The sequence below is a fragment of the Streptomyces sp. NPDC043878 genome (assembly GCF_056435735.1).
Window position 1 is genome coordinate 324923 of record NZ_JBWKDW010000002.1, and the last position, 16302, is coordinate 341224.

The 16302-nt window shown below is 70.3% G+C and carries 13 protein-coding genes and 2 pseudogenes; 7 read left to right on the forward strand and 8 right to left on the reverse strand.

All coding sequences use genetic code 11. From position 1 onward, the window contains the following. Positions 1-62: 62 nt before the first annotated feature. Positions 63-167 (reverse strand): annotated as a pseudogene (locus AC07AZ_RS05195) (aminoglycoside phosphotransferase); the annotation flags it as partial. Between the two features lie 379 nt (positions 168-546). On the opposite strand from AC07AZ_RS05195, the gene pdhA reads away from it, so the two are divergent. The 3 genes from pdhA to AC07AZ_RS05210 are packed head-to-tail and all read left to right on the forward strand — an operon-like array spanning position 547 to position 4118. Beyond that, entirely contained in the window at positions 547-1728 is a 1182-nt protein-coding gene (gene pdhA, locus AC07AZ_RS05200; RefSeq protein ID WP_478843955.1) for a pyruvate dehydrogenase (acetyl-transferring) E1 component subunit alpha, read from the forward strand. Position 1729: 1 nt separating this feature from the next. After that, complete coding sequence (locus AC07AZ_RS05205) at positions 1730-2722, forward strand: alpha-ketoacid dehydrogenase subunit beta (protein ID WP_478843957.1); 993 nt, start codon at positions 1730-1732, stop codon at positions 2720-2722. Positions 2723-2732: 10 nt separating this feature from the next. Beyond that, positions 2733-4118 (forward strand): dihydrolipoamide acetyltransferase family protein, encoded by a 1386-nt coding sequence (locus AC07AZ_RS05210; protein ID WP_478843959.1) that lies wholly within the window; start codon positions 2733-2735, stop codon positions 4116-4118. Positions 4119-4240: 122 nt separating this feature from the next. On the opposite strand, the pseudogene AC07AZ_RS05215 reads toward AC07AZ_RS05210, so the two are convergent. After that, positions 4241-4756: pseudogene (locus tag AC07AZ_RS05215) on the reverse strand (BRO-N domain-containing protein); the annotation flags it as partial. Between the two features lie 185 nt (positions 4757-4941). Next, the gene (locus AC07AZ_RS05220; protein WP_478843961.1) at positions 4942-5844 is read right to left on the reverse strand and encodes a D-alanyl-D-alanine carboxypeptidase family protein; all 903 of its coding nucleotides are present in this window, start codon (positions 5842-5844) and stop codon (positions 4942-4944) included. A 211-nt stretch (positions 5845-6055) separates the two neighbouring features. On the opposite strand from AC07AZ_RS05220, the gene AC07AZ_RS05225 reads away from it, so the two are divergent. Together AC07AZ_RS05225 and AC07AZ_RS05230 are read left to right on the forward strand one after the other, a co-directional pair. After that, positions 6056-6730: a GntR family transcriptional regulator gene (locus tag AC07AZ_RS05225; protein ID WP_478843963.1), complete on the forward strand. Its 675-nt coding sequence runs from the start codon at positions 6056-6058 to the stop codon at positions 6728-6730. Next, on the forward strand, positions 6727-8043 hold the full coding sequence (locus AC07AZ_RS05230) for an MFS transporter (protein ID WP_478843965.1): 1317 nt from the start codon (positions 6727-6729) through the stop codon (positions 8041-8043). The genes AC07AZ_RS05225 and AC07AZ_RS05230 overlap by 4 nt, the downstream gene beginning before the upstream one ends. A 182-nt stretch (positions 8044-8225) precedes the next feature. Here the strand turns inward: AC07AZ_RS05230 and AC07AZ_RS05235 are convergent, their stop codons facing one another. Beyond that, positions 8226-9050, reverse strand: coding sequence for a maleylpyruvate isomerase family mycothiol-dependent enzyme (locus AC07AZ_RS05235; RefSeq protein ID WP_478843967.1), 825 nt, complete (start codon positions 9048-9050; stop codon positions 8226-8228). Positions 9051-9231: 181 nt separating this feature from the next. Here AC07AZ_RS05235 and AC07AZ_RS05240 point away from each other — a divergent pair, with 181 nt between their 5' ends. Beyond that, entirely contained in the window at positions 9232-10044 is an 813-nt protein-coding gene (locus AC07AZ_RS05240) for a carbon-nitrogen family hydrolase (protein ID WP_478843969.1), read from the forward strand. Between the two features lie 49 nt (positions 10045-10093). Here AC07AZ_RS05240 and AC07AZ_RS05245 read toward each other — a convergent pair whose 3' ends face one another. Beyond that, positions 10094-10591: an LURP-one-related/scramblase family protein gene (locus tag AC07AZ_RS05245; RefSeq protein WP_478843971.1), complete on the reverse strand. Its 498-nt coding sequence runs from the start codon at positions 10589-10591 to the stop codon at positions 10094-10096. Positions 10592-10744: 153 nt separating this feature from the next. Here AC07AZ_RS05245 and AC07AZ_RS05250 point away from each other — a divergent pair, with 153 nt between their 5' ends. Next, positions 10745-12643 carry an NHL domain-containing thioredoxin family protein gene (locus tag AC07AZ_RS05250; RefSeq protein ID WP_478843973.1) on the forward strand — a complete coding sequence of 633 codons (1899 nt, stop codon included), beginning with the start codon at positions 10745-10747 and terminating at the stop codon, positions 12641-12643. A gap of 12 nt (positions 12644-12655) precedes the next feature. Here AC07AZ_RS05250 and AC07AZ_RS05255 read toward each other — a convergent pair whose 3' ends face one another. The 3 genes from AC07AZ_RS05255 to AC07AZ_RS05265 all read right to left on the reverse strand — a co-directional run bounded on the left by AC07AZ_RS05255 (position 12656) and on the right by AC07AZ_RS05265 (position 16225). Further along, positions 12656-12907 (reverse strand): DUF6458 family protein, encoded by a 252-nt coding sequence (locus tag AC07AZ_RS05255; protein WP_478843975.1) that lies wholly within the window; start codon positions 12905-12907, stop codon positions 12656-12658. Positions 12908-12994: 87 nt separating this feature from the next. Continuing rightward, positions 12995-14290 (reverse strand): M18 family aminopeptidase, encoded by a 1296-nt coding sequence (locus tag AC07AZ_RS05260; protein ID WP_478843977.1) that lies wholly within the window; start codon positions 14288-14290, stop codon positions 12995-12997. A 108-nt stretch (positions 14291-14398) separates the two neighbouring features. Next, positions 14399-16225, reverse strand: a complete 1827-nt coding sequence (locus AC07AZ_RS05265) for an acyl-CoA dehydrogenase (protein WP_478843979.1) — start codon at positions 16223-16225, stop codon at positions 14399-14401. Positions 16226-16302: the final 77 nt, after the last annotated feature.

The following is a 16302-nucleotide window of genomic DNA, read 5'->3' on the forward strand; positions in this document are numbered from 1 at the left end:
GCTGATCTCGCGGAAAGCAGGGCTCCACGCGCGCGTGGAGCCCTGCTTCGCGTCCGGGGCGCTCAGTCGGCGAAGACGCCGCACACCGCCTCGTACTCCCGCGTCCACCGCACGGCGAGCGCCGAGGCCGCCGGGAACCGCGGGTCCGCGCGGGTGTCGCCGCGCTCCGGGGGGAATCACCGGATTTCCCACCCTTGCTCCCGAATGCCGCTCTTGCCCCTGATCAAGAGCCGCGCCCGGGCAGACTCTTCCCGTGAACTGGGTCACCGGGATAACGTGCCGTTGTTCCGGCCCCCTGCAAGGCTGTGACCAGGAATTGTTCCCGATTTCGCGATTTACTTGGAAATCCAAGCAAAATCGCAGGTCAGGAGGGGTTTCACAGAAATGTGAAGCACTGGGTAACGTGCCTCGTGCAGGATGCTCGCCGGGGCACCTGTCACGCCTGTTTCCCCACCGTGCGCGCCCACCCTGTGCGCCCCTGGGGCTATGGGTGAGCCGCACTGGCGCCCGGCGAACCCGGGTAGCCGGACCGACGGAGGAGCACACGTGACCGTGGAGAGCACTGCCGCGCGCACACCGCGACGCAGCGCCAGTACCAAGAGCACGGCCGGCAAGCGGACGACCGCGAAGAAGCCGCCGGGCACCGAGCCCGAGCTCGTACAACTGCTGACGCCCGAGGGCAAGCGCGTCAAGAACGCGGTGTACGACGGGTACGTCGCCGCCATCACCCCCGATGAGCTCCGCGGCCTGTACCGCGACATGGTGCTCACCCGCCGCTTCGACGCCGAGGCCACCGCCCTGCAGCGCCAGGGCGAACTGGGCCTGTGGGCCTCGCTGCTCGGCCAGGAGGCCGCCCAGATCGGCTCCGGCCGGGCCCTGCGCGACGACGACTACGTCTTCCCGACCTACCGCGAGCACGGCGTCGCCTGGTGCCGCGGGGTCGACCCGACCAACCTGCTCGGCATGTTCCGCGGGGTGAACAACGGCGGCTGGGACCCCAACGGCAACAACTTCCACCTGTACACGATCGTCATCGGCGCGCAGACCCTGCACGCCACCGGCTACGCGATGGGCGTGGCCAAGGACGGCGCGGACAGCGCGGTGATCGCCTACTTCGGCGACGGCGCCTCCAGCCAGGGCGACGTCGCGGAGTCGTTCACCTTCTCCGCGGTCTACAACGCCCCGGTGGTGTTCTTCTGCCAGAACAACCAGTGGGCGATCTCCGAGCCGACCGAGCGGCAGACCCGCGTCCCGCTCTACCAGCGCGCGCAGGGCTACGGCTTCCCCGGTGTGCGCGTGGACGGCAACGACGTGCTGGCCTGCCTCGCGGTGACGCGGTGGGCGCTGGAGCGAGCCCGCCGCGGTGAGGGCCCGACCCTGGTCGAGGCGTACACCTACCGTATGGGCGCGCACACCACCTCCGACGACCCCACCAAGTACCGGGCCGACGAGGAGCGCGAGGCATGGGAGGCCAAGGACCCGATCCTGCGTCTGCGTGCCTACCTGGAGTCCGCAAACCACGCGGACGAGGGATTCTTCGCGGAACTCGAGACCGAGAGCGAAGCGTTGGGCAGGCGAGTGCGCGAAGCGGTCCGCGCCATGCCGGACCCGGACCGATTCGCCATCTTCGAGAACGTGTACGCGGACGGGCACGCGCTCGTCGACGAGGAGCGAGCCCAGTTCGCCGCCTACCAGGCGTCGTTCGCGGACGAAGAGGGGGGCAAGTGACATGGCGGCGCCCGTGACATCCACCAGCATGGCCGTGGCCAAGGCGATCAACGAGTCGCTGCGCCGCGCCCTGGAAGCCGACCCCAAGGTCCTGATCATGGGGGAGGACGTCGGCAAGCTCGGCGGTGTCTTCCGGGTGACGGACGGCCTGCAGAAGGACTTCGGGGAGAGCCGGGTCATCGACACCCCGCTCGCCGAGTCGGGCATCGTCGGCACGGCGATCGGCCTGGCCCTCCGCGGCTACCGCCCGGTCGTCGAGATCCAGTTCGACGGGTTCGTCTTCCCGGCGTACGACCAGATCGTCACCCAGCTGGCGAAGATGCACGCCCGCTCGCTGGGCAAGGTCAAGCTCCCGGTCGTCGTCCGCATCCCCTACGGCGGTGGCATCGGCGCGGTGGAGCACCACTCGGAGTCCCCCGAGTCGCTCTTCGCGCACGTCTCCGGCCTGAAGGTCGTCTCGCCGTCGAACGCGGCGGACGCGTACTGGATGATGCAGCAGGCCATCCAGAGCGACGACCCGGTGATCTTCTTCGAGCCCAAGCGGCGCTACTGGGACAAGGCCGAGGTCAACACGGAGGCCATCCCCGGCCCCCTGCACAAGGCCCGTGTCGTCCGCGAGGGCGGCGACCTCACCCTCGTCGCCTACGGCCCGATGGTGAAGACGTGCCTGGAGGTCGCCGACGTGGCAGCCGAGGAGGGCAGGTCGCTGGAGGTCCTGGACCTGCGCTCGATCTCCCCGCTCGACTTCGACTCCATCCAGACCTCGGTCGAGAAGACCCGCCGCCTGGTCGTCGTCCACGAGGCCCCGGTGTTCTTCGGCTCGGGCGCGGAGATCGCCGCCCGGATCACGGAGCGCTGCTTCTACCACCTGGAGGCCCCCGTGCTGCGGGTCGGCGGCTATCACGCCCCGTACCCGCCGGCGCGTCTGGAGGAGGAGTACCTGCCGGGTCTGGACCGGGTGCTCGACGCCGTCGACCGTGCCCTGGCGTACTGAGGAGAGGGTCGTGACGACGATGACTGACGCGTCCGTACGCGAGTTCAAGATGCCCGACGTGGGCGAGGGGCTCACCGAGGCCGAGATCCTCAAGTGGTACGTCAAGCCCGGCGACACCGTCACCGACGGCCAGGTCGTCTGCGAGGTCGAGACGGCCAAGGCGGCGGTGGAACTGCCCATCCCCTACGACGGCGTGGTCCGCGACCTGCACTTCGCCGAGGGCACCACGGTGGACGTGGGCACGCCGATCATCGCGGTGGCCGTGGCCGGCGGGGGCATCGCTCCGGCCGCCGAACCGGCTCCCGCGCCCGCCGAGCGGCAGGCGGAGGAGGCCAAGCCGCCGGCCCGCCAGCCGGTCCTCGTGGGCTACGGAGTCGCCGCGTCCTCGACCCGGCGCCGTCCCCGCAAGGGCCCCGAGATCCCGGTCCAGGAGGCGGCGGCGGCCGTCCTGGCCGAGCTCAACGGTCACGGGACGACGGGGGTGCGCTCCCGCCCGCTGGCCAAGCCGCCGGTGCGCAAGCTGGCGAAGGACCTCGGCGTCGACCTGGCGGCGGTGGTGCCCTCCGGCCCGGACGGCGTCATCACCCGCGAGGACGTCCACGCGGCGGCGGCACCCGCGCCCGCGCCGGTCACCGAGCCCGTCGTGGCCCCGGTGCCCGTCGCGTCCCAGGCGCCGGTTGTCACCCAGGACACGGGCCGTGAGACCCGCGTCCCGGTGAAGGGCGTCCGCAAGGCGACGGCGGCGGCGATGGTCGGCTCGGCGTTCACCGCGCCGCACGTCACGGAGTTCGTGACGGTCGACGTGACCCGCACGCTGAAGCTGGTCGAGGAGCTCAAGCAGGACAAGGAGATGCAGGGCCTGCGGGTCAACCCGCTGCTGCTGATCGCCAAGGCCCTGCTGGTCGCGGTCAAGCGGCACCCCGACGTCAACGCGTCCTGGGACGAGGCCAACCAGGAGATCGTGGTCAAGCACTACGTCAACCTGGGCATCGCGGCTGCCACCCCCCGCGGTCTGATCGTCCCGAACATCAAGGACGCGCAGGCCAAGACGCTGCCGCAACTGGCCCGGTCCCTGGGTGAGCTGGTCTCCACGGCACGCGAGGGTCGCACGTCTCCCGCCGACATGCAGGGCGGCACGGTGACGATCACCAACGTCGGCGTCTTCGGCGTCGACACCGGCACGCCGATCCTCAACCCCGGCGAGGCCGCGATCCTCGCGGTCGGTGCGATCAGGCTCCAGCCGTGGGTCCACAAGGGCAAGGTGAAGCCACGCCAGGTCACCACCCTCGCCCTGTCCTTCGACCACCGCCTGGTCGACGGAGAACTGGGCTCCAGGGTCCTCGCGGACGTGGCAGCGGTCCTGGAACAACCCAAAAGGCTGATCACGTGGGCGTGACGGCTCGCGAGGCGCTAGGTTGACCGGCGAAGGGTCGGCCGCAACTTGTGATTGCGGCCGCCCCTTCCTCTCGTCATCCGGTCAGGACCGGTTGAGCACGTAGACCGGCGCCCCCTCCTCGCTGCCGCCACGCGAGTGTCCTCCAGCCGGACGATGGCCTCGGCCACCTGATCAGGCATGGCGTACGCCACGGGGGCACCCGGGCCGACGGGCTGCACCTCGGCCTCCTGGAGGGTGTAGGAACCCTCTCGCTGAACGGTCTCGATCACCTCGGCTGCCCACTGTTTGAAGGGGGCACAAGCGGGCTTGGTGCAGGCGTTGACAAGGAGGATGAGACCTTGGAGCGAGATGACATTCAGGTCTCGGCGCCACTCCCTGCCTGCGGGAATGCTGAGACCATAACCTCCAGTTAGGGTCTCGAGAATGTCTCGTTGGTCTTCCGGGACGTGGTCGGAGAGCGCCTTCTGCGGGTTGCTGTGACCCAACCGCTTGCACACGTCCACCGCCGGGAACCAGTGCGCTCCGTCCGGCATGGTCAGTCGTCGGACCCGGTCTCCCGTGGCCGCGTAGACGAAGTCGCTGACGTCGATCGCCTCGTGCCGCTCACCCGTGTCGGGCATCCTGCTGGGTTCGTTCATGTGAACCACCTCCGCAGCGGAACGTAGGGCGGAGGAAATCGAATATGCCAGCCAGCGCAATGATGTTCACCATTGCGGGGTAACGGCTTCGATTCGGCTTGCGAGGCGGTCCCGGGTACGGCAAAGGGGCCTGCCGCGTGCACCGCGGCAGGCCCCTTCTCTTTTCAGGTGTCGGGTGTCGGGTGTCAGCCGAGCTTGGCGAAGCCGTAGTTGAGGAGCTTCTTCGCGTCCGTCTCGCGCTGGGGAACCGAGGTGGAGGCGAGCACCGTGCCGATGACCGTCTTGCCGTTACGGGTCGCGGCGAAGACCAGGCAGTACTTGGCCTCGGGGCCGGAACCGGTCTTCACACCGATCGTGCCGCTGTAACTGCTGAGCAGCGTGTTGGTGTTGGTCCAGGCACCCATCGTGCGGGTGCTGCCCGTCTTGGTGATGGTCTTCGCGGTGTACGACTTGGTCTTGACGACCGTCCTGAACGTGGAGCTCTTCATCGCACTGCTGGCGAGCTTCGTCAGGTCCTTCGCCGTCGAGTAGTTGGCGCCGTTGCCGATGCCGTCGAACGAGTCGAAGTGGGTGTTGGTCAGGCCGAGCTGCGCGGCCTTGGTGTTCATCTTGCCGATGAACGACTTCACCCGCGCGGCCCGCGTCGAGCCCGTGCCGTACTTGTCGGCCAGCGCGTACGCGGCGTCGCAACCCGAGGGCAGCATCAGCCCGTACAGCAGCTGACGCACGGTCACCTTGTCGCCGACGATCAGATGAGCCGACGAGGCCGTGTTCGCGACGATGTAGTCGCTGTAGGCCTTCTGGATCGTGACCTTGGCGTCGAGGTTGAGGTTCGACTGCGTCAGCACGACCTTGGCGGTCATGATCTTCGTGGTGGAGCCGGTGGACATCTTGGTGGTCGCGCCCTTGGTGTAGAGCGACGAGCCGTTGGCGTTGTTCATCACGTAGCCGGTCTTGGCCACGATCGTGGGTGTGGTGACGGCCTGCGCGGGCGCAGCGGTGAGCGCGCCTGTCGCGAGCATCGCGCCGGTCGTGACGGCGACGGCGGCGGCTCGGCGAACGCGGACGCCTTGAATGCCGTTTATCAAGTCAGATACCCCGAATACGTTGAATGCCCCTGAGGTGCGGCCGAGTTGAGGTGGCGCATTAGGTGGGGCCGCATGTGTGTGACACGTAAGTAGCACAGAAGGTTGTGCGGCCGCTGAGGCGGGTCTGAATTTTTTCGCCGGCGGCTCCGCGTGCGGTCCGTATCGTGGACGGGGCCGGGTCATGCGTACGTGATGTATCTAAGATGTGTGCATGCCCTCCTCCGCCCCGCCGGCCGTTCCCGCCCCCGTCAGGCAGCCCCCCGCCGCCGACCGCGTCTACGGACACGTCAAGCAGGGTGTCCTGGACCGCCGCTACGAGGGCGGGACCCTGCTGACCGAAGGTGAACTCGCCGAGGCCGTGGGGGTCTCCCGCACGCCGGTCCGCGAGGCGCTGCTGCGGCTGGAGGCCGAGGGCCTGATCAGGCTGTACCCGAAGAAGGGCGCGCTGGTCCTGCCCGTCTCCGCGCAGGAGATCGCGGACGTGGTGGAGACCCGCCTGCTGGTCGAGGAGCACGCCGCCCGCAAGGCCGTACCGGCGCCCGCCGGGCTCATCGACCGGCTGGAGGAGTTGCTCGTCCGGCAGAAGGAGCAGGCCGCCGCCGGTGACCTGGCCGCGGCCGCCGTCACCGACCGCTGCTTCCACGCCGAGATCGTCCGCAGCGGCGGCAACGCGATCCTCTCCCGCCTCTACGACCAGCTGCGCGACCGGCAGTTGCGGATGGGCGTCGCCGTACTGCACTCGCACCCCGATCGGATCGCCAAGACGCTCACCGAGCACCGGGAGATCCTCGACGCGTTGCGTTCCGGGGACGCGGAGGCCGCCGTCGCCGTCGTCCACCGGCACGTCGGCTGGTTCTCCCACCTGGCGCGGGGAGAGGTGCGATGAGCAGCTCCTCGTCCGTCACACTGCCGGGTGATCCGCCGGGCGGCCGGCGCGCGGTCGCCGTCTGGGGCATCGGAGTCTGCGTCTACTTCGTCGCCGTCATCTTCCGTACGTCCCTGGGCGTGGCCGGCCTCGACGCGGCCGACCGCTTCCACGTCAACGCCTCCGCCCTGTCGACCTTCTCGATCCTCCAACTGCTCGTCTACGCGGGCATGCAGATCCCCGTGGGCCTGCTGGTGGACCGGCTCGGCACGAAAAGGGTCCTCGGCATCGGCGCCGTGCTGTTCACCGCGGGGCAGCTGGGCTTCGCCTTCTCCCCGTCGTACGGCACCGCCCTCGCCTCGCGCGCGCTGCTGGGCTGCGGCGACGCGATGACGTTCATCAGCGTGCTGCGGCTGGGCACCCGCTGGTTCCCCGCCCGGCGCGGTCCGCAGGTCGCGCAGTTCGCGGGGCTGGCCGGAATGGCCGGAAACCTGGTCTCCACGCTGGTGCTGGCCCGGCTGCTGCACGGCGTCGGCTGGACGGCGGCGTTCGCGGGCAGCGCGGTCGCCGGCGTCGTGGTGCTCGTCCTGCTCCTGCTGTTCCTCAAGGACCACCCCGAGGGCCACGAACCGGAGCCGTTCCCGCACCAGGGGGCCGCCTACGTCCGCCGCCAGATCGCCGCCTCCTGGCGGGAACCGGGCACGCGGCTCGGACTGTGGGTGCACTTCACGACCCAGTTCCCGGCGATGGTGTTCCTGCTGCTGTGGGGCCTGCCCTTCCTGGTGGAGGCGCAGGGCCTGTCCCGCGCCACGGCCGGGGAACTGCTCACCCTGGTGGTGCTGTCGAACATGGTGGTCGGACTGGTCTACGGCCAGGTCATCGCCCGGCACCACGCGGCGCGGCTGCCGCTCGCGCTCGGCACGGTGGTGGCGACGGCGACGCTGTGGGCGGTGACGCTGGCCTATCCGGTGGTGTCCTCCGCCGAGCACGTGCCCATGTGGCTGCTGATCGTGCTGTGCACGGTGCTGGGCGCCTGCGGGCCCGCCTCGATGATCGGCTTCGACTTCGCACGGCCGGCGAACCCGCCGGAGCGTCAGGGGACGGCGTCGGGAATCACCAACATGGGTGGTTTCGTGGCCTCCATGACCACCCTGTTCGCCGTCGGCGTGCTGCTGGACGCCACAGGCGGCGACTACACGGTCGCGTTCTCCGCGGTGTTCGTGCTCCAGGCGGTCGGCGTCAGCCAGATCCTGCGCCTGCGCGGGCGCGCGGCCCGGCGGGAACGCGAGCGGCTGGTGGCCAGCCGGGTGGAGACGGTGCACGTCCCGGCGTGACGGGAGCGGTGCCGGGGGTGCCGACCCGTACGGCCCGGCACCGTACGGGAGCCGGCCCGACCGGCTTCCGCCCCGGAAGCCCGCCCCGCCGCACCCCGTTTCGACCCCGGCCGGCTCTCCTCCCAGCTCGCGCGTACGCCGGCCGAACAGCCCCTGCTTCCGCTGGCCGATCGCTGGTGCCGCTAGTTCGTCACCGTGAAGTTGTCCAGGATCGACTTGACCAGAGCCGGGTCCCCGTCCGCCTTCAGCCGGTCCGACACGGCCTCCGGCGTGGTGCGGCCGCAGGCCAGGCGGACGTACGTGTCCCAGGGCAGCGTGAAGACCGCGGCCGGGCCGAGAGCCGGGGCCGTCTCCAGGGTGCCGCGCCCCTGGATGTCGACGCGGACCGTGCGCAGGAACTCGACGGGCCCGTGCACGTCGATGATGATCGCCGAGCTGCGCGGGGCGCCCGCGTCCTCCGCGATGAGCCGCGGGAGCCGGGCGAGCAGCACGTCACGGGCGACGTGCGCGCCGGGGGAGTCGAGGTTGCCCGGGCTGCCGAGCGCGGTGCGCAGATCCTGCTCGTGCACCCACACGTTGAACGCGTGGGCGCGCATGGACTCCTCGAGGGTCAGCTCCGTGCCCAGCGGGCCGCGCACCTTGGTACCGGGGTCCCTCGAGTCGTTGCGCAGCTGCCGGTTGCGGCGAATGATCGTGTACTCCAGCTCGGACGTCATCTCCGGTGCCGTGTGATGACGGCGGACGTCGACCTGCATCTCCATGTAGCGCTGGTGGTCGTTGGTGACGTGGAACAGGTCGCGCGGCAGCGTGTGGATGGGACGCGGATCGCCGAGCATCTCGTTGTCCAGGCCGATGACATGGGAGACGACGTCCCGGACCGACCAGCTTGGGCACGGGGTGCGCCGGTTCCACTCGTTCTCCGCGAGCGGCTGCACCAGCGCGGATATCGCTTCGATGGAGTGGGTCCAGGCGTCGGCGTAGGGCTGGAGGGCGGGATGCAGACTCACGGAACGGGACCCCTCGGCGGTCGGTACACGGGTGGTTGTGGCGGCGTTGCCAGCGGGAGGCGGCTGCTGTCGGCGGGTGTCTTGGAACGCTAAGTTACGCTGCTGTGAGGCACCCCGGCAGTGCTTTCGTGTGACGATCGTAGGCCCGTGTGAACGACTCGAATGCCAGGACGGTGGTAGTGTGCGCGCCTCTTTGATCCAGATCACCGTGGACGAGACCGAACCGGTCGCCGAACGGCGGCAGCGGGCGGCTTCCCTGGTACGGGATCAGGCCGGGGCCGACCTCGTCGTCCTGCCGGAACTGTGGACGACCGGCGCCTTCGCGTACGAGGAGTTCGGGCGCGAGGCCGAGCCGCTCGAAGGGGCCACCTACGAGGCGATGGCCAAGGCGGCGAGCGACGCGGGCGTCTGGCTGCACGCGGGCTCCATCCCGGAACGCGCGACGCCGGACGGCGACGGGTCTCCCGGCGGCTCACCCGCGGGCGAGGGCACGCTCTACAACACGTCTCTCGTCTTCTCCCCCTCCGGTGAACTGGCCGCCGCCTACCGCAAGATCCACCGCTTCGGCTTCGACCAGGGCGAGGCCGTGCTGATGGGCGCGGGGCGGGACCTGGTGACGGTGCGTCTGCCCGCCACCATCCTTGGCCTGGCCACCTGTTACGACCTCCGTTTCCCCGAACTCTTCCGCGGTCTCGTCGACGCCGGCGCCGAGACCTTCGTCGTCTCGGCGGGCTGGCCGGAGCGCCGCCGGTCGCACTGGACGCTGCTGGCCCAGGCGCGGGCGGTGGAGAACCAGGCGTTCGTGCTCGCGTGTGGAACGGCCGGGACCCATGCCGGAGTTCCGCAGGCCGGTCACTCGATCGTGGTGGACCCGTGGGGTGAGGTCCTGGCCGAGGCCGGGCCCGGCGAGGAGGTGCTCACCGTCGAGTTCGACCCCGGAAAGGTCGCGAGGACCCGCGAGCAGTTCCCGGCCCTGAAGGACCGGGTGCTCTGACCGCTCCGCTCGTCTCCGGCACCCGCCGGGACCCCGCCCCGGAGTGGCCCTAGTCCTCCCCCCGCTCCTTCTCCGCCAGGTGGATCACGCACACGGCCACCGCGATCAGCAGCGCCGGGTCCGCGTCCTCCCGTACGACGTCGACGCCGTACGTCTCGCGGACGTGCAGCCAGCGACGGGAGATCACCGCGAGCAGTTCGCCGTCGTACTCGACGGCGAACTCGCGGTCGAGGATCCTGCCGCTGACGTCCAGCTCGGTGCTGCCGTCCGCCAGGGACACGCGGTAGTGGTTGCGCAGCAGCGACAGCCGCTTGCGCCGGATGGTGGCCAGCGGCTCGCCGTCCCGTTCGATCACCATGGTGTCGCGCAGGGCGAGCATCTTCTGGTGGATGTCGATCAGGACGCGTCCGCGGGTGTCCTTCAACTCGAAGGTGTCCCGCATCCGCATCGCCTTGCCGTCGACGAGGAACACCTTGTTGCCGTGCTGGTCCTCGATCCAGTAGTCGTCACCGATGCCGAGGAGCCGGTCGCGTACGAGGAATCTCATACCGTTACCGCTTCCCCACCCACCGTGAGCAAACGCCACCGGTAGGCCGACGGACTGACTCCGGCCGGGTGCTGGCGGCCCGCGCCTGCCCTGAGGGCGCGGCCGGGCAGGTGCTCCGACGGGGATGTCGGTGCGCGGTGGCACGCTGGAGCCATGACCGACACGTCTCCGTCCCCCACCCGCCGCCGAGCCCGCGTCCGCGCCCCCGAGCTCACCGGCAAGGGCGGCTGGCTGAACACCGGTGGCCGGCGGTACAGCCTCGCCGACCTGCGCGGACGAATAGTCGTACTGGATTTCTGGACGTCCGGCTGCATCAACTGCCTGCACGTCATCGACGAGCTCCGTGAGCTTCAGGCGAGGCACCGGGACACCGCCGTGGTCGTCGGGGTGCACTCGCCGAAGTTCGTGCACGAGGCCGAGCACGGGACGGTCGTCGACGCGGTGGAGCGGTACGGCGTGGAGCATCCCGTGCTCGACGACCCCGAGCTCGGGACGTGGAAGCAGTACGCCGTCCGGGCCTGGCCGACGCTCGTCGTGATCGACCCGGAGGGGTACGTCGTCGCGCAGCACTCGGGTGAGGGCCATGTGCGTGCCATCGAGCGGCTCGTGACGGAGCTGGAGGCCGAGCACGGGGCGAAGGGCACGCTGCGGCGCGGCGACGGGCCGTATGTGGCGCCGCGGCCCGAACCGACGGCGTTGCGCTTCCCCGGCAAGGTGGTGCTGCTGCCGGGCGGGAACTTCCTGGTCAGTGACACGACCCGGCACCAGCTGGTGGAGCTGGCCGCGGACGCGGAGACCGTCGTCCGGCGGTTCGGGTCCGGTGAGCGGGGGTTCGCCGACGGTACGGCGCAGACGGCCACCTTCGCCGAGCCGCAGGGCCTCGCCCTCCTCGGTGTCGAGGACGGGGGCGGCGGTTCGGTCGTCGTCGCCGACACCGTCAACCACGCCCTGCGCCGCCTCGACCTGGGCACGGGTGAGGTGACCACTCTCGCGGGCACCGGCCGGCAGTGGTGGCGGGGGTCGCCCACGTCCGGGCCGGCCCGGGAGGTCGACCTGTCCTCCCCGTGGGACGTGGCGGTGTTCGGCGGCCGGGTGTGGATCGCGATGGCGGGCGTACACCAGTTGTGGGCGTACGACCCGGCGGACGCCACGGTCGCCGTGATGGCCGGCACCGCCGAGGAGGGGCTGCTCGACGGGCCCGCCAGCGGGGCCCTGTTCGCGCAGCCCTCCGGGCTCGCGGCCACCGCCGACCGGTTGTGGCTGGCCGACTCGGAGACCTCGGCGCTGCGCTGGACGGATCCCGGCGGTGCGGTGCACACCGCCGTCGGGTCGGGGCCGTTCGACTTCGGGCACCGCGACGGCGCCGCTGAACAGGCACTGTTCCAGCACCCGTTGGGGGTGACCGCGCTGCCCGACGGTTCGGTCGCGGTCTGCGACACCTACAACAACGCGCTGCGCCGCTACGATCCGGCGACCGGCGAGGTCACCACGCTCGCCACGGACCTGAGGGAGCCGAGCGGCGCGGTGCTGGTGGGTGGTGACCTGGTGGTCGTGGAGTCGGCGCGGCACCGGCTGACCCGGCTGCGTCTGCCGGTCGAGGCCGTGCGGGTGCCCTCCATGGCCCCTCGCACGCGGCGCGAGACCACCGAGGTGGCGCCGGGGAGGGTCGCCCTGGACGTGGTGTTCCGGGCTCCGGCGGGTCAGAAGCTCGACGCGCTCCCCGACCCGGCCGAGGGCAACAGCGAGGGCGAGGGCGACGGCACGGAGGATCCCGGCGGCTCGGCGACGCGCCTGCTGGTGTCCGCCACCCCGCCCGGTCTGCTGCTGTCGGGTGGCGGCGCCGGCACCGGTCTCTCCCGCACCCTGCACCTCGGCCCGGAAGTGGCCGAGGGCGTCCTGCATGTCTCGGCGATGGCCGCGACCTGCGACGACGATCCCGCCGTCGAGTACCCGGCCTGCCATGTCCACCGGCAGGACTGGGGCGTGCCCGTCCGCCTCACGCGGGAGGGGACGGACCGCCTGTCCCTGGTCCTGGCGGACCCGGACACCTGAACCGGCCGGGGGTCAGACGCCGTATCCGTCGCTGTAGCCGTCGCGCGAGCGGTGCCGGTCCTCTTCGACGACCGTCGTCGTGGGCGGCGGCACCACGACCCGACGGCGCCGGGCGATGCTGCTGAAGGTCGAGACGCCGATCAGTCCCACGACCATGAGGATGATGCCGACGAGGTCGAGGTTGACCCCTTTCATCTCCCAGTCGGTCGCGAACGTGAGTATGGCTCCCGTCGCGATGAGGATGATGCATCCGCCGAGGCCCATGGCTGTTGCCTCCCTGTCCGGACCGGTCGTTCCGGCCCGGACTTGCGGGTACCCCGGCTGTCAACCCCCATGCAGCGGGCGCCCGTTCTATCCCTCCAGGAACGCCACCAGCGCGTTGCCCAGCAGGTGGGGGTCGTCGGCGCCGCACAACTCCCGCGCGCTGTGCATCGACAGGATGGCCACGCCGATGTCCACGGTCCTGATGCCGTGCCGGGCCGCGGTGATCGGTCCGATCGTGGTGCCGCAGGGCATGGAGTTGTTGGAGACGAAGGACTGGAAGGGGACGCCGGCCTTCTCGCAGGCGGCGGCGAACACCGCGCGGCCCGAACCGTCCGTCGCGTAGCGGTTGTTGACGTTGACCTTGAGGATGGGGCCGCCGTTGACGCGCGGGTGGTGGGTCGGGTCGTGCCGCTCCGCGTAGTTGGGGTGCACGGCGTGACCGGTGTCGGAGGAGAGACAGACGCTGCCGGCGAAGGCCCTCGCCCGGTCCTCGTAGGTCCCGCCGCGCGCGAACACCGAACGCTCCAGCACACCGCCGAGCAGCGGCCCGTCCGCGCCGGTGTCCGACTGCGAACCGTTCTCCTCGTGGTCGAAGGCGGCCAGCACCGGGATGTACGACAGGGTGGAGCCGGCGGTGGCGGCGGCGCTCAGCGCGGCCACGGCGGCCTGCACCGACAGCAGGTTGTCCATGCGCGGCCCGGCGACCAGTTCCTCGTCGCGGCCGAGGTAGGCGGGCCGTTCGACGGAGTGGACCATCAGGTCCCACCCGGTGACCTGGCCGGCCGCGAGCCCGCTCTCCTCCTCCAGGAAGGAGATCAGGTCGCCGTCGCGGACACCGCCCAGCCCCCACACGGGCTGCAGATGCCGCTGCTTGTCCAGCTTGAGGCCGTCGGAGTTCACCGCGCGGTCCAGGTGGATGGCGAGTTGGGGTACGCGCAGCAGGGGCCGGTCGACGTTCACCAGCCGGGTGGAGCCGTCGCGCAGGGTCAGCCGGCCCGCGAGGCCCAGATCGCGGTCGAGCCAGGAGTTGAGCAGCGGTCCGCCGTAGATCTCCACGGCGACCTGGCGCCAGCCGTGCGCGCCGGTGTCGGGCAGCGGCTTGACCCGCAGGTTGGGCGAGTCGGTGTGCGCGCCGATGATGCGGAACGGCGTGTGCGGGTCGGCGCCCTCGGGGACGTACCAGGCGACGATCGCACCGCCGCGCAGCACGTACCTGCCGCCGCTCGTCGCGTCCCACGCGTCCGTCTCCGCGACCTGGCGGAAGCCGGCCTTCTCCAGCCGCTCGGCGGCGTTGGCCACCGCGTGGTACGGCGTCGGGCTGGCCGCGAGGAAGGTCATGAGGTCATCGGTGAGGCCGCGGTCGAAGCGGGAGGGTGCGCTCATGGGTTCACCTTAACGACGTACGAGGGCCCGCTCCCGGTGACGGGGAGCGGGCCCTCGTGAGGACGGTGTGGAGTTCCGCGGGGCTGTACGGGGTTGTACGGCTGCGTCCTAGAACGCGTCCTCGTCGAGCTCCATCAGGTCGAGTTCGACGCCTTCGGCGACCTTTCGGGCGAGGGTCACGCCGGGCAGGACGTTGGCCGCGAAGAACTTCGCCGCCGCGATCTTGCCGGTGTAGAACGGCCGGTCCTTCGCGGTGGCCGTCTCCAGCTTCTCGGCGGCGATCGCTGCGCCCTTGAGGAGCAGGTAGCCGACGACCACGTCACCGGAGGCGAGCAGGAGGCGGGTGGTGTTGAGGCCCACCTTGTAGATGTTCTTGACGTCCTGCTCGGTCGAGGCGAGGTCGGTGAGCATCAGGCCGACGATGGCCTCCAGCTCGACGGCGGCCTTGGCGAGGTGCTCGCGCGCCCCGGCCAGGTCCTCGCCGCCGGTGCCGAGTGCCAGGAACTTCTTGATGTCCTCGGCCAGCGAGTTCAGCGCGGCGCCCTGGTTGCGGACGATCTTCCGGAAGAAGAAGTCCTGGCCCTGGATCGCGGTGGTGCCCTCGTAGAGGGTGTCGATCTTGGCGTCGCGGATGTACTGCTCGATCGGGTACTCCTGCAGGAAGCCGGAGCCGCCGAAGGTCTGCAGGGACTGGGCGAGCTGCTCGTAGCCCTTCTCGGAGCCGTAGCCCTTGACGATGGGCAGCAGCAGGTCGTTGAGGGCGTGGTCGGCGGAGGTGTCCTCGCCGGCCGCCTCCTTGACCGCGATCGTGTCCTGGATGGACGCGGTGTAGAGGACGAGGGCGCGCATGCCCTCGGCGTACGCCTTCTGCGTGATCAGCGAGCGGCGGACGTCCGGGTGGTGGGTGACGGTGACCTTGGGCGCGGTCTTGTCCATGAAGTTCGCCAGGTCGGGACCCTGGACGCGCTCCCTGGCGTACTCCAGCGCGTTGAGGTAGCCGGTCGACAGGGTCGAGATGGCCTTCGTGCCGACCATCATCCGGGCGAACTCGATGATGCGGAACATCTGGCGGATGCCGTCGTGCTTGTCGCCGATCAGCCAGCCCTTGGCGGGGTGGCGGTCGCCGAAGGTCATCTCGCAGGTGTTGGACGCCTTGAGGCCCATCTTGTGCTCGACGTTCGTGGCGTAGACGCCGTTGCGCTCGCCCAGTTCGCCGGTCTCGAAGTCGAAGAGGTACTTCGGGACGAGGAAGAGGGACAGGCCCTTGGTGCCGGGGCCGGCGCCCTCGGGGCGGGCGAGGACGTAGTGGAGGATGTTCTCCTCCATGTCGTGCTCACCGGAGGTGATGAACCGCTTGACGCCCTCGATGTGCCAGGAGCCGTCCTCCTGCTGGACGGCCTTGGTGCGGCCGGCGCCGACGTCCGAGCCCGCGTCGGGCTCGGTGAGCACCATGGTGGAGCCCCAGGTCCGGTCGACGGCGATCTTCGCGATCTTCTTCTGGACGGCGTTGCCCTCGTCGAAGAGGATGCCGGCGAACGCCGGGCCGGAGGAGTACATCCACACGGCCGGGTTGGCGCCGAGGATGAGCTCCGCGTACGACCAGATCAGGGACGGGGGAGCGGTGGTGCCGCCGATCTCCTCGGGCAGGCCCAGGCGCCAGTACTCGGAGTCCATGAAGGCCTTGTAGCTCTTCTTGAAGGACGCCGGGACCGGGGCGGTGTTCGTCTCGGGGTCGAAGACCGGCGGGTTGCGGTCGGCGTCCGCGAAGGACTCCGCCAGCTCGTTCTCCGAGAGGCGGGTCAGCTCTTCGAGGATGCTCTTCGCGGTCTCGGCGTCCATCTCCTCGAACGGGCCGGTGCCGTACAGCTTGTCGCGCCCGAGGACCTCGAAGAGGTTGAACTCGATGTCGCGGAGATTCGACTTGTAGTGCCCCATGGCGACGGCTCCGTAGCGAGATCGGCGAGGCAGTGGCTCCTCGCGCCGGTTCTTGGTTCACGCGGTTCTGGTTCACG